This is a genomic window from Streptococcus sp. 116-D4 (assembly GCF_009731465.1).
Lineage (GTDB): Bacteria > Bacillota > Bacilli > Lactobacillales > Streptococcaceae > Streptococcus > Streptococcus pseudopneumoniae_E.
On sequence record NZ_AP021887.1, the window covers coordinates 1009804 to 1031016 of the forward strand.

The 21213-nt window shown below is 39.1% G+C and carries 17 protein-coding genes and 3 pseudogenes; 3 read left to right on the forward strand and 17 right to left on the reverse strand.

All coding sequences use genetic code 11. The features are described 5' to 3' along the window. Nucleotides 1-74: 74 nt before the first annotated feature. Nucleotides 75-524 carry a SprT family protein gene (locus UKS_RS05080; RefSeq protein ID WP_156013057.1) on the reverse strand — a complete coding sequence of 150 codons (450 nt, stop codon included), beginning with the start codon at nt 522-524 and terminating at the stop codon, nt 75-77. Next, nucleotides 511-2640 (reverse strand): Tex family protein, encoded by a 2130-nt coding sequence (locus UKS_RS05085; RefSeq protein ID WP_156012049.1) that lies wholly within the window; start codon nt 2638-2640, stop codon nt 511-513. Before UKS_RS05085 ends, UKS_RS05080 begins: the two co-directional genes overlap by 14 nt. A gap of 371 nt (nt 2641-3011) precedes the next feature. Between UKS_RS05085 and UKS_RS09925 the strand changes: the two genes are divergently transcribed. Genes UKS_RS09925 through UKS_RS05100 form a run of 3 tightly spaced genes read left to right on the forward strand, consistent with a single transcriptional unit; the run spans nt 3012 to nt 4861 of the window. Next, a complete protein-coding gene (locus UKS_RS09925) occupies nt 3012-3143 on the forward strand; it encodes an SPJ_0845 family protein (protein WP_156012050.1) in 132 nt (43 codons plus the stop codon). Then, a complete protein-coding gene (locus UKS_RS05095; protein ID WP_156012051.1) occupies nt 3144-4049 on the forward strand; it encodes a permease in 906 nt (301 codons plus the stop codon). Beyond that, nucleotides 4046-4861: a TIGR03943 family putative permease subunit gene (locus UKS_RS05100; protein ID WP_156012052.1), complete on the forward strand. Its 816-nt coding sequence runs from the start codon at nt 4046-4048 to the stop codon at nt 4859-4861. The genes UKS_RS05095 and UKS_RS05100 overlap by 4 nt, the downstream gene beginning before the upstream one ends. A gap of 193 nt (nt 4862-5054) precedes the next feature. On the opposite strand, the gene UKS_RS05105 is transcribed toward UKS_RS05100, so the two are convergent. The 15 genes and pseudogenes from UKS_RS05105 to UKS_RS05185 form a co-directional block, all read right to left on the reverse strand. Beyond that, nucleotides 5055-5450 carry a type II toxin-antitoxin system death-on-curing family toxin gene (locus UKS_RS05105; RefSeq protein ID WP_156012053.1) on the reverse strand — a complete coding sequence of 132 codons (396 nt, stop codon included), beginning with the start codon at nt 5448-5450 and terminating at the stop codon, nt 5055-5057. Nucleotides 5451-5468: 18 nt separating this feature from the next. Next, nucleotides 5469-6789 (reverse strand): annotated as a pseudogene (locus tag UKS_RS05110) (ISL3 family transposase). 159 nt (nt 6790-6948) lie between these two features. Beyond that, nucleotides 6949-8844, reverse strand: coding sequence for a mercury(II) reductase (gene merA / locus UKS_RS05115; protein ID WP_156012054.1), 1896 nt, complete (start codon nt 8842-8844; stop codon nt 6949-6951). 28 nt (nt 8845-8872) lie between these two features. Further along, entirely contained in the window at nt 8873-9265 is a 393-nt protein-coding gene (gene merR, locus UKS_RS05120) for an Hg(II)-responsive transcriptional regulator (RefSeq protein ID WP_156012055.1), read from the reverse strand. A 251-nt stretch (nt 9266-9516) separates the two neighbouring features. Next, the gene (locus UKS_RS05125; RefSeq protein WP_049495797.1) at nt 9517-9687 is read right to left on the reverse strand and encodes a hypothetical protein; all 171 of its coding nucleotides are present in this window, start codon (nt 9685-9687) and stop codon (nt 9517-9519) included. Nucleotides 9688-10015: 328 nt separating this feature from the next. Beyond that, on the reverse strand, nt 10016-10327 hold the full coding sequence (locus UKS_RS05130; protein ID WP_049495795.1) for a hypothetical protein: 312 nt from the start codon (nt 10325-10327) through the stop codon (nt 10016-10018). A 330-nt stretch (nt 10328-10657) separates the two neighbouring features. Beyond that, a complete protein-coding gene (locus UKS_RS05135; protein ID WP_049495792.1) occupies nt 10658-11542 on the reverse strand; it encodes a diacylglycerol/lipid kinase family protein in 885 nt (294 codons plus the stop codon). Nucleotides 11543-11679: 137 nt separating this feature from the next. Beyond that, nucleotides 11680-12452 (reverse strand): annotated as a pseudogene (locus UKS_RS05140) (ADP-ribosylglycohydrolase family protein). Nucleotides 12453-12539: 87 nt separating this feature from the next. Next, nucleotides 12540-13106, reverse strand: a complete 567-nt coding sequence (locus UKS_RS05145) for a hypothetical protein (protein WP_156012056.1) — start codon at nt 13104-13106, stop codon at nt 12540-12542. Between the two features lie 891 nt (nt 13107-13997). Then, on the reverse strand, nt 13998-16085 hold the full coding sequence (locus UKS_RS05150; protein WP_049495788.1) for a heavy metal translocating P-type ATPase: 2088 nt from the start codon (nt 16083-16085) through the stop codon (nt 13998-14000). After that, complete coding sequence (locus tag UKS_RS05155; protein WP_049495785.1) at nt 16054-16431, reverse strand: ArsR/SmtB family transcription factor; 378 nt, start codon at nt 16429-16431, stop codon at nt 16054-16056. The genes UKS_RS05150 and UKS_RS05155 overlap by 32 nt, the downstream gene beginning before the upstream one ends. A gap of 14 nt (nt 16432-16445) precedes the next feature. Next, nucleotides 16446-17261, reverse strand: a pseudogene (locus UKS_RS09860) (ZIP family metal transporter). Between the two features lie 502 nt (nt 17262-17763). Beyond that, nucleotides 17764-18363 carry a hypothetical protein gene (locus UKS_RS05175; RefSeq protein ID WP_049495783.1) on the reverse strand — a complete coding sequence of 200 codons (600 nt, stop codon included), beginning with the start codon at nt 18361-18363 and terminating at the stop codon, nt 17764-17766. A gap of 375 nt (nt 18364-18738) precedes the next feature. Beyond that, nucleotides 18739-20094 (reverse strand): 23S rRNA (uracil(1939)-C(5))-methyltransferase RlmD, encoded by a 1356-nt coding sequence (rlmD, locus tag UKS_RS05180; RefSeq protein ID WP_156012057.1) that lies wholly within the window; start codon nt 20092-20094, stop codon nt 18739-18741. A 73-nt stretch (nt 20095-20167) separates the two neighbouring features. Further along, nucleotides 20168-21142 carry a DUF1002 domain-containing protein gene (locus UKS_RS05185; RefSeq protein WP_156012058.1) on the reverse strand — a complete coding sequence of 325 codons (975 nt, stop codon included), beginning with the start codon at nt 21140-21142 and terminating at the stop codon, nt 20168-20170. Nucleotides 21143-21213 lie beyond the last annotated feature (71 nt).

Here is a 21213-nt window from a genome sequence, read left to right on the forward strand (position 1 = left end):
CCTGCGGCTAGCTTCCTAGTTTGCTCTTTGATTTTCATTGAGTAATAGTATATCACGGATAGGCTAGGCTTTCATCAGTCCTCAGGCTGATTTACTAGTAGCAACTTGCCTCGACAAAGTCCACATCGATAGCGTTTGGTATCAATCCTACGCTTGCGCTGATACCTTTGCTGGCAGGATTGGCAACGATAGAGCTTAATTGGTTTGGAGTTGCTATTGGGCAAGGTTGGTACAAAGCGTAATCCATCCACTGCTTTCAACAGTTCCTTAAAATCCCGATCCTTGTGTTGATAGCCCTTCCCTTGAAAATAGAGGTGATAATGACAGAGTTCATGACGGACAATTTTCCTAAAAACATCCAAACCCAGTTCCTGATAAAGTTTGGGATTAAAATCCAAATGCCCATCTTTGGGGAAAAATCGCCCACCTGTCGAACGTAGACGCCTATTCCACTGGACATGATGGATAAAAGGTCTCCCGAAGTCTTCTAGCGAAACTTGCTTGACGTAATCAGTCAGTTTCATTTGGAGCGAGGAGCGACAGATTAACTTTTTCACGTTCAGTATCAATTTTCTTGACCCAAACGGTCACCAAATCTCCAACTGACACCACTTGGCTAGGGTGTTTGATAAATTTGCGACTCATGTGGGAAATATGAATCAATCCGTCCTCGTGAATCCCGATATCAACGAAGGCACCGAAGTCAACGACGTTACGCACCACACCTTCTAGCTTCTGACCTACCACTAGGTCTTTGATATCTAGGACATCTTGGCGAAGCACAGGTGCGTCAAAGGAATCACGGAAATCTCGACCTGGTTTGAGAAGATCTGCAATGGTATCTTTAAGAGTTTCTGGACCAAGGTCTAGCTCTTGCGCCATTTCCTTGACAGAAAGCGACTTGAGTTTGCTTTGGGCCTCTTCATTCAGGTCCTTGATATCCAGGCGTTTGAAGAGCTCCTTAACAGCAGCATAGTTTTCTGGGTGAACTCCTGTATTATCGAGGATATTGCTACTTTCAGGGATACGAAGGAAACCAGCTGCCTGTTCAAAGGCCTTAGCCCCCAGACGAGGAACTTTCTTGATTTGGGCACGTGAAGTGATTTTTCCTTCTTCCTCACGGTATTTGACGATATTTTCAGAAATGGTTTTATTGAGTCCAGCCACATGAGAAAGAAGAGCTGGGCTGGCCGTATTGACATTGACACCGACTTGGTTTACCACTGTATCGACAACAAAGTCCAGACTTTCAGACAATTTCTTCTGGCTGACATCGTGCTGGTATTGGCCGACACCGATTGACTTAGGATCGATTTTGACCAATTCTGCAAGGGGATCTTGCAAACGACGGGCGATAGAAATAGCAGAGCGTTTTTCAACGGTCAAATCTGGAAATTCCTGACGAGCAAGTTTGCTGGCAGAATAGACCGAAGCACCACTTTCATTGACGATAACATAGCTGACTTCAGGGAAATCTTTCAGAACTTCCGCTACAAAAGCTTCACTTTCCCGACTGGCCGTTCCATTTCCGATGGCAATAATTTCCACGCTATATTGACCAATCAAATCTGCCAAATCTTTCTTGGCTTCTTCGATTTGACGAGCTGATGCTGGTTTGACAGGATAAATGACCTGAGTTGTCAGCATTTTTCCTGTTGCATCCACGACAGCTAACTTAGCACCTGTACGAAAGGCAGGGTCAAATCCAAGAACCACGCGCCCTTTCAGCGGAGCAACCAAGAGAAGATTGCGCAGATTATCAGAAAAGAGTTGGATAGCCCCTTCTTCTGCCTTCTCAGTCAATTCTGTCCGAATACGGCGCTCGATAGCAGACAAGACTTTTTTCTTAACAGATTGCTGAACTACTTCGTCTATATAGGCATTTTTCACTTTGAAACGAGCAGCAAAGAAGGCAAGAATGCGGTCTGTCTCATGTTCAAATCCGACCTTCAAGACACCTAGCTTCTCCCCACGATTGAGGGCCAAGGTACGATATCCTTGCATATTTCCAACCGTCTCTGAAAAATCGTAATAAATCTGAAAAACTTGCTTTTCATCAAGATTTTCATCCTTGACTTGAGAAGTGATTTTAGAGTGTCTCAGCACTTCCTGATAAGTCATAGCACGCAAGGTAACATCTTCCGATAAGGCTTCTACTAGGATATCAACTGCACCAGCCAAGGCTTCCTTTCCACTCGCAAATCCTTCACAGACGAACTTTTCAGCCTCTTTTTCTAAGTCAGATACATTCTGCAAAATCAAGCGAGCAAGTGGAAAGAGTCCTGCTTCACGGGCAATGGTTGCCTTGGTCCGACGCTTTTCCTTGTAAGGAAGGTAGAGTTCTTCTACGTCTGCTAGTTTTTCGGCTGCTAAAATAGCTTCTTCCAACTCCTTGGTTAGCTTGCCTTGTTCTTGAATCTTAGCCAAGACAGCCTCCTTACGGTCATTGAGATTGGTCAGGCTTTTATCCAAGTCGATAATGGCCTTAATCGCCACCTCATCTAAACTACCAGTCATGTCCTTGCGATAACGCGCAATAAAGGGAATAGTCGCCCCTTCAGCTGTCAAACTTAGAACGATATCAATTTGCTTTAAAGTCACTCCCAAATCCTGAGAGATTTTTTCATATTTTTTATCCATGAATCTATTATACCACAAGCAGGAAGGCTTGCTCCAATCCTTTTCATACTCAATGAAAATCAAAAAGCAAACTAGGAAGCTAGCCACAGGTTGCTCAAAACACCGTTTTGAGGTAGTAGATAAGACTGACGAAGTCAGCTCAAAACACTGTTTTGAGGTTGCAGATAGAACTGACGAAGTCAGCTCAAAGCACTGCTTTGAGGTTGTAGATAAGACTGACAAAGTCAGTTACATATATCTACGACAAGGCGAAGCAGACGTGGTTTGAAGAGATTTTCGAAGAGTATCAACTATCCAAAACAAATTAAAAAACTCCCTTTTCTTCAAAATAATAGTATAATAGAGGTAGCATTTAGAATCGAGGTACACCTATGGCTGTAAAATTTACAAAAACAGACGATTTGGACAAAATGTTTGAAGAGTTTGCTAAACTCCCTGATTTAAAACAAGTCACTTTCCCTGATGACAAAGAGAAAAATGCCAAAGCAGAAAAGAAAAACTAGATGACTACTTTTCAACAACTCCCATCTAGCGTGCTTCAGACTGGGGCTATTTTCCTCTCCATTATCATTGAAGCCCTCCCCTTCGTTCTGATAGGAAGTATTTTCTCAGGGCTGATTGAGGTTTATATCACACCTGACAAGGTTTATCATTTTCTTCCTCGAAATCGTTGGGGGAGAATCTTTTTTGGTACCTTCGTAGGGATACTTTTCCCTTCTTGTGAATGTGGAATCGTCCCCATTATCAATCGTTTTCTGGAAAAGAAGGTTCCTAGTTACACGGCTGTTCCCTTTCTCGTAACAGCGCCTGTTATCAATCCTATTGTTCTCTTTGCGACCTATTCTGCCTTTGGCAACTCCTTCCATATCGCCCTGTTACGAGCTCTGGGTTCCATTCTTGTAGCTGTGATACTTGGGATTTTTCTAGGATTTTTCTGGCAAGAACCGATTCAAAAAGAAAATCGTTTGGTCTGTCATGAGCACAATTTTTCTCACTTAAGCCCTGCAAAAAAAGTTTTTCAGGTCTTTGTGCAAGCAATTGATGAATTTTTTGATACAGGGCGTTATTTGGTATTTGGCTGTCTCTTCGCCTCAATAATACAGGTCTACGTTCCGACACGGATTCTGACCTCCATCAGTGCGACCCCTCTTTTTGCCATCCTGCTCTTGATGCTTTTGGCCTTTCTTCTTTCTCTCTGTAGTGAGGCGGATGCCTTTATCGGAGCTTCTCTTCTCTCGAGTTTCGGCTTAGCACCAGTTTTAGCTTTTCTCGTCATTGGCCCAATGCTGGATATCAAAAATATTCTTATGATGAAAAATTACTTGAAAGCACGATTTATCAGTCACTTCATTACGATTGTGACTCTTGTCGTCTTAGTGTATTCTCTCTTGATTGGAGTCATCCTATGATTCGATTTTTAATTTTAGCTGGCTATTTTGAACTGACAATCTACCTCCATCTGTCGGGCAAATTAAACCAGTACATCAACCTGCACTATTCTTATCTGGCCTATATTTCCATGATACTTTCCTTTATTTTGGCAATTGTTCAACTGTATATCTGGATGAAGCAAGTCAAAACCCACAGTCATCTGAACAGTCGATTAGCCAAGGTGACGAGTACTGCTCTTCTGGCCATTCCAATTGTTGTTGGCTTAACTTTCCCAACTGTTAGCTTGGATTCCCAAACCGTTTCAGCTAAAGGCTATCACTTTCCCCTATCGGAAGGCACGAATCTAGCCATTCAGACAAGTGAAGGAACTACAAGCCAATATTTGAAACCAGATACCAGTTCTTATTTTTCAAAATCAGCCTATGAGAAGGAAATGAGAACTGCGGCGGATAAATACTTGTCTCAGGATAACATTCAGATCACTAATGAAAACTATATAGAGGTCATGGAAGCCATCTACGACTATCCAGATGAATTTGAGGGTAAGACAGTCCAGTTCACAGGTTTTGTCTACAATGACCCCAGTCATGCCAATAGTCAATTTTTGTTCCGCTTTGGCATTCTTCACTGCATCGCAGATTCAGGTGTCTATGGTTTGCTGACCAAGGGAAATACCCGTCAGTACGAGAACAATACCTGGATAACAGCCAAAGGAAAACTGGTCAATCACTACCATAAAGAGCTCAAACAAAACCTCCCAACCTTGGAGATCGACAGCTTTACAAAAGTCGATAAACCAGAAAACTCTTATGTGTATCGAGCTTTTTAAGAAAATCAAGATAAAAACGAACAAGGTCTCTTCTGAATGACAGAAAAAGAGCCTGTTCGTTTTTTGTTATCTGAGATATAGGAAGATGCCGAAAATTCTCCCCTATCAATAAAAAAAGACAATATTCGTTTCTGCATTACAGATTTTTAATATAGTCTCTTTATTTATACTTACAAGAATTGAATAGTTGAGCTTAATTTTTTCCATTAATTCTAAACGAATGTTCAGAAACCCATTTGGCGTAAGTGCTTAAGCTTTCATCTGTTAAGGATTCTACTGCGATAGTTACACATATATTTATCGCTTCTTCAACTGTTACAGAAAAATGATAACAATTTAACTGTAGAAATTTCACCAAAACGAAGAAAGCAGTTCGTTTATTAGCATCGGCAAAAACATGCTTCTTTATCAATTGGACAAATAGTATCGTTGCTTTATCAAAAATTGTTGGATAAAGAGGCTTCCCAAAGACAAATTGTTCTGGTAAATTAACAATCATATTTAGAGCCGAAGGACTAACTGTTTGAATTTTCTCATTTGGAGAATACCGTTGAATTGCTAAAGCATTTATTTTTCTGGGTATTCGGATTTTATGGTGGAAAAGGGCTTATAAATCACCCTTCTCCAAATTCTTAATAAGTGTGGAAAAATCGACACCTAAGTTGTCTGTAATGTCGTGATCATTCACTTCATACCAATTGAAAGTATCGTATAACATAGCTTTATTGAAAGCACTTGAATTAAATCGTGGCTTACGCTTTTTATGGAGCTTCTCATTGAAAAGGATTTTGGCTCGCAAGGCATCAAACGAGTAACCTCTACCCATTCGCTCTACCTGCCTAATAATGCTGTTAATTGACTCCGTATAAGCATTAGTGAGCCTTTTATCAAAGTAGTTGAATATTTCAACATGCCAGTTGTCTACGGCTCTCACGAGGTCTTTATATGCGTCTTTAGAGTTGCTGGACATACAACGGTGTCTCCATTGACTATAACGAAGATGACCTTCATCTGGATCAGGAGTATCCCATATCCAGTAAAACTCTTCTTTGAGTTCATAGGCTTCTTTTAAAGCAGGAAGATTACCTAACCAAGTATCTAAGAGGAATGATTCACCTTCATTTAGATCGTGTTTACGCTTTAGAAGGATAAACCTTTCACGCATAAGGTACGTCTTTCTTTTTGGCTCATATGGGCTTTCAAAGACTTTCTGACGTTATCTAAGGCTTGATTAGCCATTCTAACTACATGAAACTTATCTACGACAACTTTAGCGTGTGGAAGGATAGTGTTCACTGCGTCTTTGTAGGGCTTCCACATATCCATTGTGACGTACTCAATGTAAGTCCTGTCACTGATTTCTGAAAGACGTTGGATGACTGTTTCCTTGTTACGGTTAGGCTTGATGTCATAAATAGTCCTGCGTTCAATATTAGTCAATACAAGCCGAGGTCTACGGATAATATGTATCTCGTCTATCCCAAGCCACTTAGGAGTTTCAAACTGGTATTCACGTTCTTTGAGTGCCACATAGTCCTTAAAAACGTTCCTAATGGTTTTTTCGTCAACACCAACGCTTTCTGCGACTTCTACAAAGGTCTTAGACATGGATTGCTCTTGAATGGACTTTAAAAGCCTTTTGGTCATACTACGCTTTTCATCTACAGATATTAGGCGTTCCCAGAAGGTAGATCCGCATTCACGACACTTGTATCGTCTACGGTTCATTGTAAGCCCACTCGCTTTAAACGAATGGGCAAATCCATAATTAGTTGATTTCTTGAACTGTGTTTGTACAACTTGTCAAAACCACATTCAGGACAACATTCAGGTGGTCCGACTGCTTCAACTTTAAACATCATATCGGTTTCATTTTCTTGTGGCGGTTCTATTATTTTAATGTCTGGTAAGGATAATAAGTCTGACATATTATTCATCCTTTATTACTCTGCGGTGTTAAGGTATCAATTATAGATTTGATGTCGAAATCATCAGTGTTAAATTATTTTTGTGACCACAAATGCACTTAGAAAATCCCTTAAAGCATTAGCTGGTTCACTTGAATAGGGAGTTGTAAAAAAGTTCCCTTAGCCTGCACAGCAAGATAATTTCGAAACATCTTTATCAAAAGTTAGGACAGCCAGCTTCAATCCTTCTGCCATTGTTAGATATGGAGCCATCGTTTCTCTCAGATCTCCAACAGTTAAACCGAATTTCACAGCTAATGTTGCTGCATAAATTACGTCTCCTGCGTTTTCTGCCACTACATGCGCCCCTAACACTTTCAATGTTTTCGCGTCTGCCACTAATTTGAAAACACCTGTTGTTTCCCGATTAACGAGCGCTCTTGGAACAGCATCCAACGGCAATACCGATGTTTTCACTTCATATCCTTTTTCTTTTGCCTGTTGCTCCGTTAAACCAACCGTTGCAATCGATGGAGAAGTAAACGTAACGCCTGGAACCACTTCTAAATTGACCTTTTGATTTAGTCCTCCGATTGCATTACGAGCAGCAAGTCCACCTTCATAAGCAGCTACATAAACAAATTGGGGACCGAGAGTGACATCTCCAGCTGAATAAATTCGGGAATTGGTCGTTTTAAGATAATCATCAATGACAATTTCACCACGGGAACCAACTTCAACACCTGCTGCATGTAAGTTTAATGATTCTGTATTTGGTTTTCTTCCAGTGGCAATTAGCAATTGTTCTGCTTCAATAATTCGCTTTTTACCATTTATCTCAACATGAACTTTTTTAATGTCTCCATCTTGCTCAACTCGTTCATAGGTTGCACCTGTTACTAAATTAATTCCCTGTTCTGTTAAGGCCTTAGTAATGGCTTCTGAAATTTCAGGATCGTATTCTTTTAATAGACGCTCGCTTCTTTGAATCAAAGTGACTTCTGACCCGAGGTTATGAAATAGTTGTCCTAATTCCATGCCGATATATCCTGAACCAATTACGGTAAGACGATTTGGAACCTTCTTTAATTCCAATAAGCTAGTGCTTGTTAAATAATCTACTTCATCTAATCCGGGAATATTAGGTGCAGTTGAAGAAGCACCTGTAGCTATTAAAAATCTTTTGGCTGTGATTTGATTGCCATTTACTTCAACTGTATTTTCATTTACGAATTTTGCTTCACTTTTTATTAATTCAAAACCATAATCATCAATTAAATTCACATATTTTTCATTTCGCATCTCGGTTACTAAATCATTCTTTTGTTTTACTAATGGCGCTAAATCAACATTTGAAGCCGAAGTGTGTAATCCCACAAATGGATTATTTTTTGCTAGATGATTGATTTCCCCTGCTCTTAATAAGGTCTTAGAAGGAACGCATCCGACATTAACGCAAGTTCCACCCACCGTTCCACGCTCAATCATAGCCACTTTTGCGTTCAAAGTAACGGCTTCAATGGCAGATGAAAAGGCAGCTCCACCAGAACCGATGATGATATAATCATAATCATAGTTACCTTCATCATTTAAACTTACATCTGTCCTTTTTTCCGATTGCACTTGTATTTCTTCTGCTTCGCCCGGTTGATATTGTGCGTCAGTAATCGCTGTTTTCGCGATATCAATGTCTACATCATACGGTAGTTCAAACAGTGCTTCTCCGCGACGAAAGTCTACTTCAATCCCTTTTGCACCTGCATTTTCAAGAGCAACCGCAATATGTTCTTCACAACCAGTGCAGGTCATTCCTTCAACGTTTAGCCGATATTTTTTCAATAAATTCGTCTTTTGTTCCGATTGAAATTCTTCTGCTTCGCCCGGGTGATAATTTGCGTCAGCAATCGCCTTTATTGCACTTTCAACCTCAATATCATCGGACAGTTCAAATACTGCTTCACCACGACGATAACTAGACTCAATATTTTTAGCACCTATCTTTTCAAGTGCTGATTCTACGTGTTTTTCACAACCCGTACAAGTCATTCCTGAAATGTTTACCTTAAATTTATTCATAAAAAAGCTCCTTTCGTTAATTAATCTCTCATGTTAATGTGTCTATTATTGGACACGAATGTAATTGCTTTTCATCTGGACATCGTTGTTTTAAGTCGTCTAACATAGTTTCAATTCGTTTTAAATCCTCTATTTGTTTTTGCACTTCCTTTTGTTTTTTAGAAACAAATTCGAACATATCTTGACAACGAACTTCATCTTTATCTACAACACCAAGTAATTTATAAATCTCGCTTAAAGAGAAACCAAGTTCCTGTATTCGTTTAATAAGCCCAACACGCTTAACGTCATCATATGAATATATCTGATAACCAGCTTCCGTTCGGTGAGGTTCTTGTAATAAATTTTTTCGCTCGTAATATCTGATCGTTTCTTTATTAACTCCACATTTATCTGCAAACTCACTAATGCGATAAATCATCTTATTTCACCCCCTGAATATTATAAACCATGTACCATAGTACACGGTCAAGTAAATTGGACTATTTTATTTTTTTTCCCAAAGTATCACTCGTATGTGATTGATACTTTTATATAATACTATTGATTATCCTAACATCCCACCAGAAAATCCAATTTAAACACCAGTTGTTTTTAAACTATTAAGAAAGTAATTCCACTATATATTCCGAAGACCCATTTTTCCAATTTGCTTTTCTGTTAGATAGATTGTTATTTTCCCACCAAAGCTTTGAAAACATCGTCGTATCTATCAAAGATTTTATCTACATTTAAGTCAAAGGCATCATCAGATACATAAGAAACCTGCTGACCCAATTCTTCCGATTTTACACCACTTGGAATAGTGATTGAATTTCCTTTTTTTCTTATTTTCACGACCATCTTATTTTTTCCTTTTCTGTATTAAAATAAATAATTGCGGTAATTACAATGGCAGGATAATTCGCTCTCGTAACAATCTCTATCAGAGCAAATAAATATTATGGTTCTGAAACGTTATGAATGCCACTATTTTAACAGGTTTTGGAACAAGGCTAAATTATAGCATACAAATTAATAATCTTAGTCATAGTTTCCATATAATTTACCAAAATTTCAAATAAAAAGAGAACAAATTTGCTCTCCTTTACTTTATACATTTTTCAACTATTAGGATTGATTAATTTTTACGCTGCTCAGTTGATACATTATGATTTAATTGATGTAAGTCTTACTTAATACTATGCTTATTCATCTTTTGTTCAAAGATATTCGTGATAATCTGACGTAATTCTTCGCGTTCTTTTTCTGGTATTTCACCACTTGTTTGAGCTGCAGCGTAGAGCTCAGGGTGTTCAATTGAAATGCGTTTAATCGTACGTGTCGTAGCATGCTTTCTGACAAAAAACGGGATTCGCTTAATCAAGTCTTGTGGTACTAGTGCAAGAATCTTCTCAGCAGTTTCCTTGTCACTAATCTTAGACGTAGTCAGTCCCTTCTTAATCATTTCCTGTTCTTTTTCTGTAAAATCTTTTAATTCCATTCGATTTGTCCTCCTGTTTTCTCTACCTTAAATTATATACCAAACTAGATAAAACTACAAATGGACTGTCTGGAAATAGGAGCAATATTGCAAAGAAGACTCTGATTTTTAATGATGAATCTTCCTCCTCAGTCACTTCCCATACTTCTGATTGATAGCCTTCCCCATCAATATCGTGTCTTTAGATATAACCAATAAATGTTTCTTTTTTTCGTAGTTTCTGGCTATTAACGATTGAAATAACCCACCAACTCATCAAAAATATAAATAAAAGTCCTAAGATTACTGTTAAAGTATACAAAAAGCCTTAAAAAAGGCTTTGTCTATATACTAATCCTCTTTCGGTTTTGAAAATACTTCTACTCGTTGAGCTAGGACTTTGATTTCTACAGGTAAGTTATCCGATTTATCGCCATCAACATCTGACTCCAATTCACTATCTGAAGAGATCTTAATAGTACGCGCTCTGATATACTCGATATTATCATTTGCGACAACATCCCCTTTTAGTAAATCAGGAATGACAGATAATTTGGAGAAGATAGAGGCATCTTTCAGAATCAAAATGTTGGCATAGCCATCTTTGTTTTCTTCAAAGATTTTCTTATCAGCGAAGTAATTTGTCAAGAGAATCAAAACATGACTAGCTTCACCAACATAATTTCCATTTTCTGTCTCTACCTTAATGTTAAAGACTTGATCCGTCATGACAGACTTCATGGTATTTACAGCATAGGCTAGAATACCGAATTTTGTCTTATCTTCAATTTCAACATTGTGAATCGCGTCAGGTAGAGAACCGATACTAAAGATATAACCGAAATAATTGTCATTCGCTTTACCGATATCGATCTTATTGGTTAAGTCAAAGTCGAGTTCATCTATCGCACTATCGATGTCTTGATTGATTTCCAACAGTTTTGTAATGAGGTTACCCGTACCGCCTGGGATAATTCCTAACTTAGGAATGTAGTCTCTCTCAGCAATACCAGAAATGACTTCATTAACTGTCCCGTCTCCACCAAACACAACCACTGCATCGTACTGCTCATGAGAAGCCTCTTGAGCAAAATGGGTTGCATCCAGTGCTTTTTCGGTAATTTTGGTTTCCACGTGCTCAAAGTATTCTTTGGCTTTATTCTCCAGCTTTTCTTTGTAATCCAAAGCCTTTTCCCCACCAGAAGTAGGATTAATAATAACCATTGCTTTTTTCATTAATTTCTCCTTAATTTTCATTAGAAATATTTATATTTCGTCAATTGCAACTAAATGTACTCCCATTATACAATGAAAATACAGAAAAGAAAAATCTCACGTATTGGAGATTAATCTGATTTTATTCTATTTTCCCATCATTTAACTACAGCCTTTAAGGGTTCATCCAAGTAAGAATAAGTCTTATTCTTTATCCAATCAGGAATTCCGTAAGCTGCCTCTACTATGCTACCAGTTATTGCAGCGAGAGTATCACTTTCGCCACCAAGTGAAATGGCATTTCTTATTGCATCTTCGAAATCTCTACTTTCAAGAAAAGCAATAATGGCTTGGGGGACAGTTTCTTGACATGTTTCGTTAAAACGATAGTTAGGGCGGATTTCATCTAAAGTTTGAGATAGATTGTAGCTGTGTTCTTCTCTATATAATCCTTAATCTGTCTTTTACACTCTGTATGATTGTCATTGATTGGTTGCTCATAATCTCCACAATAACCTCCAAAGTAATAACGACACAGAAAAATAGCATCAGCTGTAGCCATAGCACCTTTAATACTTTCTGGATGATTATGAGTTACCTCTGCAGAAAGACTCGCAAGTTATCTAGATGATGGCCACGTACCGGTTCTCTCATAGACATCACAGTCCATGACTCAAGCACATGGAGAAACACGCATAGCTGAACCATTCCCAAAGCTAGTAAAAGGCTCACGGTTATCGCTGTTTAGCCATGCATTAAACCGAACACCATAATCAGCATCTGGATACAGTCTGCCATATTTCTTCATCGTGCCAATGAAGTCGTCTTTTTGTCCCCCATTCATAATCGTTTCTGCAATAGCACAGGTCATCACCGTATCATCCGTAAAAAAGCAGTCCTTCCGAAATAAAGGAAAGTCCTTCGTTTTAATATTGTTTCATTCGTAAATAGAACCGACAATATCTCCAATAATTGCTTCTATCATGAGATTTCTCTTTTTATAGTATTCTTCAATTCCCTACATCAATCCTTCAAGTTCTTCCTTCACATATTCCTCTACATCTTCCATCTCTACAAACATTGAGTCTAAATGACATAAGAAGTGCCAATCTTCGCTCCCTTTTTTTCTGTAAAGAATCGCTTCGCCGTCTTCACTTCCGAAAAAGCTTCTGTCGATTTCATATCCGCGGCTTTCTAAGAAGTCTTTTACTTTACGATAGTTCGCTTCTCTTGTTTCAACATAAGCTTTAACCTCATGGTTGTTGACGACATATGCATCGATTTTTGAATGTCCTTCGATCACTCTATCGTTTTTGAGGGATAAATTTGAAATCTCTTTCCAAATAATGTCTACATTTTCCTCAGGATCGAACATAAATTTAGATAAAGGAACAATATTTCCGTTAAAAATAATTTCCATATAATCCGGTATGTTTTTAGGATTAAAATACTCCATTTCAAAACCATCTTCTGTTTCCAGAGCGTACCCCGGGATTTGAGCTACAAAGTCTTTCCCCTCTTCTAAAGAATCAAAAGCGACTAAATCTGTTGAATAACTATTTTGATATAACTCTAATATAACCATCTATAACCTCTTCTAAATTGTCCATAGATTAATTTTTCAAAACATAAAACCGATTAGTTAGTAACCGTTAGAATATAGAAAATTCTTTTTTCCATCTTCTTAAAACAGATTATTTTATTATTGACAGACTAAGCTTGCACCAGCAACACTACACACTAGACGATTCGGACTTACCGTATCATTTCGATGGTTTCCTTCCTCATTCTACGGGTCCTATCCCATGGGCGGCGCTTCTATTTCTACTTCGCTGATGCCTCAGCTCGCATAAGCAGTGAAACTGCCTCAACATGATACGTCTGCGGAACTCAAAAGGTTTGGGGAACCTTTTGAGGATTAACTACGTTTCTCCAACAAGCTTACACACTCAGCGGTTCGCTGTTACCGTATCGTTTCGTCGAAAACTCCTTACTCTACGACAGCTATCCCATGGGCGGAGCATCTACTTCTACTTCGCCGATGTCTCAGCTCGTACAAGCAGTGATACCGCCTCAACATGTGGAGTTAGTCAACATCTATATTATATAACGAAAGTGATAGAGTTGTTGTTTAAAATTAAACTTTAGAATGAAAATATTTAAAAAAAGTAGATCACTTTTAGAAGTGTCCTACTTGTATTATTTTTATTTAAAAAGGGATAAATCCTTAACAAAAGGGGTGTACTCCCGCGCCTTCGGGAAGGAAAAAAAGAAATGGCGCAAAATCAAGGTTTTATTTTTGAAATTTACCAGAAAATACCCTTAATGAAAGTAACGTAGTTCTTGTTGATGGTCATAGTGTGTTCTATTGATGCACGTTCAACGGTTACTAGATTTAGGTTAAAATCGTTAAAGCCCATATCATAGTTTAAAAAAGCGATTATACAAAAACTTGTATATCGCTCTGTTTGTTCACTTACTTTGACAAAGTGGAGGTATCTATCCTCAAGGTCCTCAATGCATTCCATACTGCCAGTAGCGTTACACCAACATCTGCAAAGATTGCCTCCCACATATTAGAAATTCCCAATCCACTTAGAACCAAGAAAATTAGTTTAACTACAATAGCCAAGGTCATGTTTTGCCGAGCTATTCTGACTGTCTTTTTAGCCAGTCGAATGACTTGAGGAAGTTTTCCAAGGTCATCATCCATCAGTACAACATCTGCTGATTCAATGGCTGCGTCCGAACCTAGCCCTCCCATAGCAATACCAACATCTGCCCTAGCAAGAACCGGTGCATCATTCACTCCATCTCCAACAAAGGCAACAGCCTGCTGAGACTGAGTCAGAATTTCCTCAAATGTACTCACCTTATCCTGAGGCAAGCAATCTCCAAATGCATCATTGAAGGCAAATTGCTGTGCAAATTCATCAACCACTGCCTGACGATCACCTGAAAGGAGAACCGTTTTTTTAATTCCGACCGCCTGTAAATCCTTCAAGGCCTCGATGCTCGTCTCCTTCACTTGGTCTGTGATAAGGAAATAGCCTAAAAAGTGACTGTCCTCTGCCAAATAGAGAACTGTTCCTGTGCTGTCAATAGCTGGATAAGCAATCCCTTGAACTTCCATTAATCTAGCATTCCCAAGATAGAGCTGTCTGCCATCTATCCTACCGGACATGCCCTGCCCTGGTAGCTCGGTAATCTGACTCACCCTATTCTCGTCCACTTCCTGTCCATAGGCTGTTCGAATCGAGTTTGCGATTGGATGATTGGAATAGCTTTCCAAATGGGCAGCGAGGTACAGAATATTATCCTCGATACCTTCTGCGTTGACAACGGTATCTACCGCAAAGATACCTTTTGTAATTGTCCCCGTCTTATCAAATACGACCGTATCCAACTTGGCAAGAGCCTCTAAATAATTTCCACCTTTCACTAAGACACCTAATTTAGATGCTCCCCCTAGCCCGCCAAAGAAACTCATTGGTACCGAAACCGCAAGAGCACAAGGGCAAGAAATGACTAAAAAGGTAAGTGCCCGATAAAGCCAAGTCGACCACTCCCCTAAACCAAGCAAGGGAGGCAGGCTTGCAAGCAGAAAAGCGATTCCGACAACCACTGGTGTATACACACGCGAAAAACGTGTGATCATCCGTTCCGTCTCCGCTTTTTTATTGCTTGCATTTTCAACTAATTCCAAAATTTTGTTGACCGTTGATTGCGAAAAAGTCTTTCTCACTTCAATTACCAATGGACTAGTCAAATTGATCACACCACTTGTAATGTCCTCACCAACGCCAATTTCCCTAGGCAGTGATTCTCCTGTCAAGGCTGACGTATCCAGAATAGAACGACCTTTTCTGACCAGACCATCTAGGGGCACCTTCTCCCCAGGCTTAACTAAAATATGGTCCGCAACCCTTACTGTTTCAGGGTCTACTTGAACGGCTTCTCCCCCCTCTAGTCTCCAAGCCTTATCCGACCGAATATCCATCAATTGTGCAATGGACTGACGAGATTGAGAGGTGGCCTTGTCTTGGAAATACTCCCCAATCTGATAAAAAAGCATGACGGCTACTGCCTCTGGAAATTCTCCCAAGAGAAAGGCTCCTAAGGTCGCGATACTCATCAAAAAGTTTTCATCAAAAATATTGCCACGTTGAATATTTTGAACCATCTTGATAAGAACCTTATGACCGATAATGATATATAGGGTCAGATAATAGACCAGACGAATCCAGAAATACTCCTCTGGCAGGAAAAAGCCGAAGGCAAATAGAATCGTAACAGCAAGTAGCAGCTCTTTCGCCCAATCTCGTTTTTCTGGAAGTGCCTCTTCCTTTTTATCACTGATCACTTCGATTCCAGGTTCAATAGCATCTACTAAGTCAATAATTTCCTTATCTATCCCATCTTCGCTTTTTGTTTCCAAAGTCAGCTTTTGAGCTATCAGATTGACAGTGGCAGATTCTACCTGCTCCAATTGATTGACAGCACGTTCAATCTTAGCAGCACAATTGCCACAGTCAATTCCCCGAAGTACATACTCTTTCTTCATGTTTTTCCTCCTTCAAATGCTTCAGTGTCAAAGACAAGACTGATGCGACATGATTATCCGCAAGTTCATAATAGGTCATCTTTCCTTTTTTCTCCCCCTTGACCAATTGGCAGTCCCGCAGATAGCGTAGTTGGTGAGAAATAGCAGACTTGGTCATCTGTAACGCAATCGCTAAGTCTCCGACACAAATTGGATTTTGCCGTACTGCTTGTAAAATCCGCAAACGAGTTGGATCAGAAATCGCCTTAAAAAAATTGGACATATTTAGCAATGTAACGGTATCAAACTCCGTCTCATGGACCCCTTGAATTAAATCTGGATTACAAGCTGTTAAACACTGTGACATATTTTGTATTCCTCCTATCCTAAAGTTGTATCAAGTAACATCATAATTAGAAATCCGTCCATAAACTCACCTGTTGCAATATCGGTATTCTTGTGTTCTTGAGCACCTGGCACAAGTTTTTCCACTACAACATAAATCATGGCTCCTGCCGCAAATGAGAGAGCATAAGGTAGTAGCTGGGGCATAGACATAACAGCATAGGCCCCTAAAACAACTGCAATCGGCTCAACAATCGCTGACATGGCGCCATAGTAGAAAGCTGATTTCCTACTTCGCCCTTCTGCCCGTAGCGGCAAGGACAAGGCAGAGCCTTCTGGAATATTTTGGATACCAATTCACAAGGCTAATCCAAGGGCACTCATCCACGTAAAGGAAAGTCCAGTTGTGGCATTTGCCACACCAACTGCTAAGCCCTCTGGTATATTATGAATCACTACCGCCAGATAAAGCAGCATGGTCTTTGATAAGGGTCTTTGGGGATTCAAAATCCCTTCCTTATCACTCATCTGTTGATTCAAATGCAGGTGGGGAACCAAATAATCAATAAAGCGGATAATTAAGCCCCCGACAATAAAAACCAACAGCCGTCGGCAACCAGTAAAATCTGTTTGCAGCCATTGACTGGCTATAGCCAAATGAAAGGACAAGCAAAGACCAGACTGCAGCTGCCGTCATAATACCCGCTGCCAAGCCCATCATCATATCCATGAATTTTTGATGAATGGTTTTGACAAAAAAGACCAAACTAGCACCGATAATGGTACAAAACAGGTGAATAAGCCAGCTAATAAAGCTTGCATTACTGGTGATAGAGATGAAAAAAATGACATCTTATACCTCAATAATCGATAATAGTTGAGCAACTGTTCAACTATTACCATTACCTCCTAGTCTATGGAAACAAACACATACCTATAGGGTATTCTACTCACTCTGATACCTATCCTACCATATAAGAAAAATAGTTCCCCAAACCATCATAGTGATATCTGAAAATAAAAAAGGGGGGCCAAAACTATTCCCACAGACACCTCACATGCAGGAACATTTTGAACCTCCACTGAGTATGTGGAAATAAATTTCAGACATTACTGCTATCAATAATACTATCTCAACTCAGACTGTTAGATTTATACTTCACTCAAAATTCAAAAAAGGCTTAATATCAAGCCTTTTGTAAACCCTGAAACGGTAGACTATATCTTTTTCTCTCCAGTAGTCCCAAAACCTCAACATGTTCTTATATCTAACTTTTCCTTCTATAAATTGACTCAAGTTAAATTTCGTGTATTAGAGAAATTGAAATATTCTCTTTCTAATCTATAACTATACCTATTCCGTTCGAGTTTCAGCTAAATATATTCCCCATTCAGCTAATTCTTCAGGCGAATCATAAACAGTTTTTTCATTACTTTCATAGATTTCAGAGATTCCTGGCGAGGTCTTAGAAAAAGTTTTCCAAGCAGTCACTAGTTCTTCTACAAATTGAATATTATGAGGTTCAAAAAAGTCATTAAATTTCGATAGTTCTTCACTATAAATTGTCACAACATTATAGCTATCAAGCATAATCTCATCATGACTTTTATGCCCACCAAATCCAAACTTACTTAATCCATCATTAATAAGCAAATCACCGTATCTAATCAACAGTACTAGGCATTCCTCTCTTGAACAACCATCAATATAATAAACATCCTTATGGGATTCCTTGATAATATTCTTTGCTATCACTTTTTCTCTATCAATACTAACAGGCAATTCCAAAATAAAAAACAAGGGCTCGTCATGAATCGCAATAAAGTGTTGAAAAACCTCTAATATTTTTTCTGCGTGTACATTCGCCATCAAATGATGTTCAGTTAACTTTGTAAATGATTCAAATAGGCTTTCTACCAAGCTAACTTGATGAACTTTTACTAAATTCAACATTACACATCCTACAGAAAATTAAAACGGTAACTTCTCAAAGTAACTTCCACTTTCCTGACCAAAGTGGAAATTAGTTTGGGAATTTACCTAAAAATTAAAACTCAAGCTTTGCTAAGAAATTCATCACAACAATTACAAATTTCCTCAAGACCAAATCTTGGCTAAGTTTCATATATAAGAGGTGATGCATTAATTCCCAGAAAGCCATGCTCATAGGTAATAAATGTACCTCCTACGTGTAACTGGAAATATAAACTCAATAACACCACCTATCGGACCAAAACACTCAACTTCTGCTCTCAGTCTGATACTTCCTCATATATCAAAAAAATCTTACAATCAAGGCTTTTGATTACCCCTTTCGTTACAAGGGTTCTAGGCTTTTACCAGCAAAGCTACACACTCGACGTGATGCGTTTGCGGAAATAAGTCCACCGGCTGGACTTTCTTCAATTCATAGCCCAATTCTTGGTAGAGTTTGATATCACGCGCCATGGTTGCGACATTACAAGAGATATAGGCAATGCGGTCTGCTCCTGTTTGGGCGCTTGCTTTGATAAAGCTTTCGGTCAAGCCTTTGCGTGGAGGATCAACCAAGATAACAGTTGGTTGAATACCTTCCTTGAGCCAGTTCTTCATGGCGTTTTCAGCTGTGTCACAGACGTAGTTGGCGTTTGAAATATTGTTCAGTTGAGCATTCTTCTTGCTATTCTCAACCGCTTCTGGAATCACTTCAACACCATAGACTTCTTTGACATGTTTCGAAACAGAAAGACCAATCGTCCCAATACCAGAATAAGCATCAATAACCACGTCATCTTCTTTTAAATCCGCAAAATCAATGGCTGTTTGATAAAGTTTTTCAGCCATTTCAGTATTAACTTGGTAAAATGCTGGTCCAGCGATTTGGTAGTCATTTCCCAGCATCTGGTCGGTAATATAGTCTTGTCCATAAAGGGTGCGCCATTCCTTACCAAAAATCGCATTGGTATTTTGGTCATTGATATTTTGCATAACAGACACAATATCTGGGAACTGCTTGATTAGTTTTTCAATCAATTGCTCCACACGGAAAACTTTGGGACGAGTTGTTACCAAAATAACCATGATTTGTCCAGAATAGTGACCACGACGCACCACAAGATTTCGAATCAAGCCAGCTTGTTCCTTTTCATCATAAGGTTTCAAATCATAGCGACGCAGCAAGTCGCGTAGGGCTACTACTACCTCATCAATCACAGGATCTTGGATAAAGAAATCTTCCAATGGCATGAGGTCATGAGAATTCTTACGGAAAAATCCAGTTTCCAAGACACCATTAACACGACGAACAGGGACCTGTGCCTTGTTACGGTACTTGACTGGATTTTCCATGCCAAGTGTTTCAACAACTTTTACATCTGTAATTCCAGCAATCTTGTAAAGACTGTCCTTGACCTGCTTGGTTTTAAACTTGAGCTGTTCTGAATAAGAAAGGTGTCCTAAATCAGCGATTCCTGAACGCAGGTAAGCCAGATCGAGATCTTGATTACGGTGTGGCGACTGGACAAGGTATTCTTCAACTTTCCCAAAACCAATCTTTTTGTTTACTTTGAGGACACGCATAAGGATTTTTTCATTCGGTAAAGTATTTTCTACAAAAAAGACCAAACCATCCACCTTGGCAACTCCTGCCCCTTCATGGGTCAAGTCAACAATTTCAACTTCTACAATATCATTTTTCTTTAACATTCTATTCTCTTTCTATTGGCCGACAAAAAAGACGGCAACGTTACGGTTACCATCTATTATACCATGAAATTTCTTAAGAACCAAAACTCTTGAAGAAGTTGACAATGGCTTGCCAGAGGGAGCTTAAGAAGTTCCCGCCGTCCTCTATCGCCTTATCCGCATCAAAGTTAAGGTTGATATTTTTAAAACTGTCGCCAGCTTGTGATACGATACTTTGTTTAAGGTCATTTAGGGTTTTAGTGAAATCTGCATTGCTGAGGATATCACTCTTTGAGAGATTTAAAGCAAAATTGATGATGATATTGATCTGGTTTCCTGTTATAACCTGATCAAGTTTGTAATTTTTTAAGGTATCTTCAACGATTTTACGGACGTCTTCCTCCGTCAGATTTTCCTTGTTTTCTTTAGCTTTGGCAAGTCCTGACTTGATATCGGCTAGGGCAACATTTAATTTGTTAGCATCATAGCCTGACTTGTCCTTGTTTTCAGCATTGATATCGGACAAAGCCTTCAACTCTTCTTGAGCCAAATCTTTGTTGGCTTGTGGCACCTTGGCTCCATTAGCTTCTAGCGAATAGTAAATCCCAGCTAAGGCACTTTCACCTGTAACTGGAATAGGTGCTGCTACAGTGATTTTGGCGTGTTCCACACCCAAAGTTACGGCCGCATTGCGGTACATATCCTGAGTTACCTTAGTGATATTCTCTGGTGTTTCAATCTTGACCTCAAGTGGCGATTTGTCACCTAGCTTTTGAATCTTGGCTGATGAATACAATTGTAAGCTGGAGTCATTGGCCACATTCATAATCTTAGAATAGACATCAGGTGTCATGGTCTTGAGTTCTTTGGTGTCTGATGAGGCATTGTAGCCTAGTTTTTTTAGGGTTTGATTTTTTTGGTCTTCAGACAATGAAGAACCTAGGACATATTCAGGTTGAACATAGGTTTCATCGATAACTTTTTGCACATCTGTTGCTGCATGGACGCTACTCATAGCTGTTACTGCCCATAAGACCGCAGCACTAGTCAGAAAGAGTTTCTTTCTCATTGGGAATTTCCTCCTTTACCTTTCTAGAGTAATATATCTATCTTAAAGAAAACTTATAACAAAAACACCTG

Bases quoted from the DNA above. Each gene is read 5' to 3' on its own strand.
- UKS_RS05145 (WP_156012056.1), bottom strand. From the start codon at position 13,106: ATGGTTATATTAGAGTTATATCAAAATAGTTATTCAACAGATTTAGTC.
- merA (WP_156012054.1), bottom strand. From the start codon at position 8,844: ATGAATAAATTTAAGGTAAACATTTCAGGAATGACTTGTACGGGTTGT.
- UKS_RS05130 (WP_049495795.1), bottom strand. From the start codon at position 10,327: ATGGAATTAAAAGATTTTACAGAAAAAGAACAGGAAATGATTAAGAAG.
- UKS_RS05100 (WP_156012052.1), top strand. From the start codon at position 4,046: ATGATTCGATTTTTAATTTTAGCTGGCTATTTTGAACTGACAATCTAC.
- UKS_RS05125 (WP_049495797.1), bottom strand. From the start codon at position 9,687: ATGGTCGTGAAAATAAGAAAAAAAGGAAATTCAATCACTATTCCAAGT.
- UKS_RS05085 (WP_156012049.1), bottom strand. From the start codon at position 2,640: ATGGATAAAAAATATGAAAAAATCTCTCAGGATTTGGGAGTGACTTTA.
- UKS_RS05150 (WP_049495788.1), bottom strand. From the start codon at position 16,085: ATGAAGAAAGAGTATGTACTTCGGGGAATTGACTGTGGCAATTGTGCT.
- UKS_RS05155 (WP_049495785.1), bottom strand. From the start codon at position 16,431: ATGTCACAGTGTTTAACAGCTTGTAATCCAGATTTAATTCAAGGGGTC.
- UKS_RS05175 (WP_049495783.1), bottom strand. From the start codon at position 18,363: ATGTTGAATTTAGTAAAAGTTCATCAAGTTAGCTTGGTAGAAAGCCTA.
- UKS_RS05135 (WP_049495792.1), bottom strand. From the start codon at position 11,542: ATGAAAAAAGCAATGGTTATTATTAATCCTACTTCTGGTGGGGAAAAG.
- rlmD (WP_156012057.1), bottom strand. From the start codon at position 20,094: ATGTTAAAGAAAAATGATATTGTAGAAGTTGAAATTGTTGACTTGACC.
- UKS_RS05095 (WP_156012051.1), top strand. From the start codon at position 3,144: ATGACTACTTTTCAACAACTCCCATCTAGCGTGCTTCAGACTGGGGCT.
- UKS_RS05080 (WP_156013057.1), bottom strand. From the start codon at position 524: ATGAAACTGACTGATTACGTCAAGCAAGTTTCGCTAGAAGACTTCGGG.
- merR (WP_156012055.1), bottom strand. From the start codon at position 9,265: ATGATTTATCGCATTAGTGAGTTTGCAGATAAATGTGGAGTTAATAAA.
- UKS_RS05185 (WP_156012058.1), bottom strand. From the start codon at position 21,142: ATGAGAAAGAAACTCTTTCTGACTAGTGCTGCGGTCTTATGGGCAGTA.
- UKS_RS09925 (WP_156012050.1), top strand. From the start codon at position 3,012: ATGGCTGTAAAATTTACAAAAACAGACGATTTGGACAAAATGTTTGAA.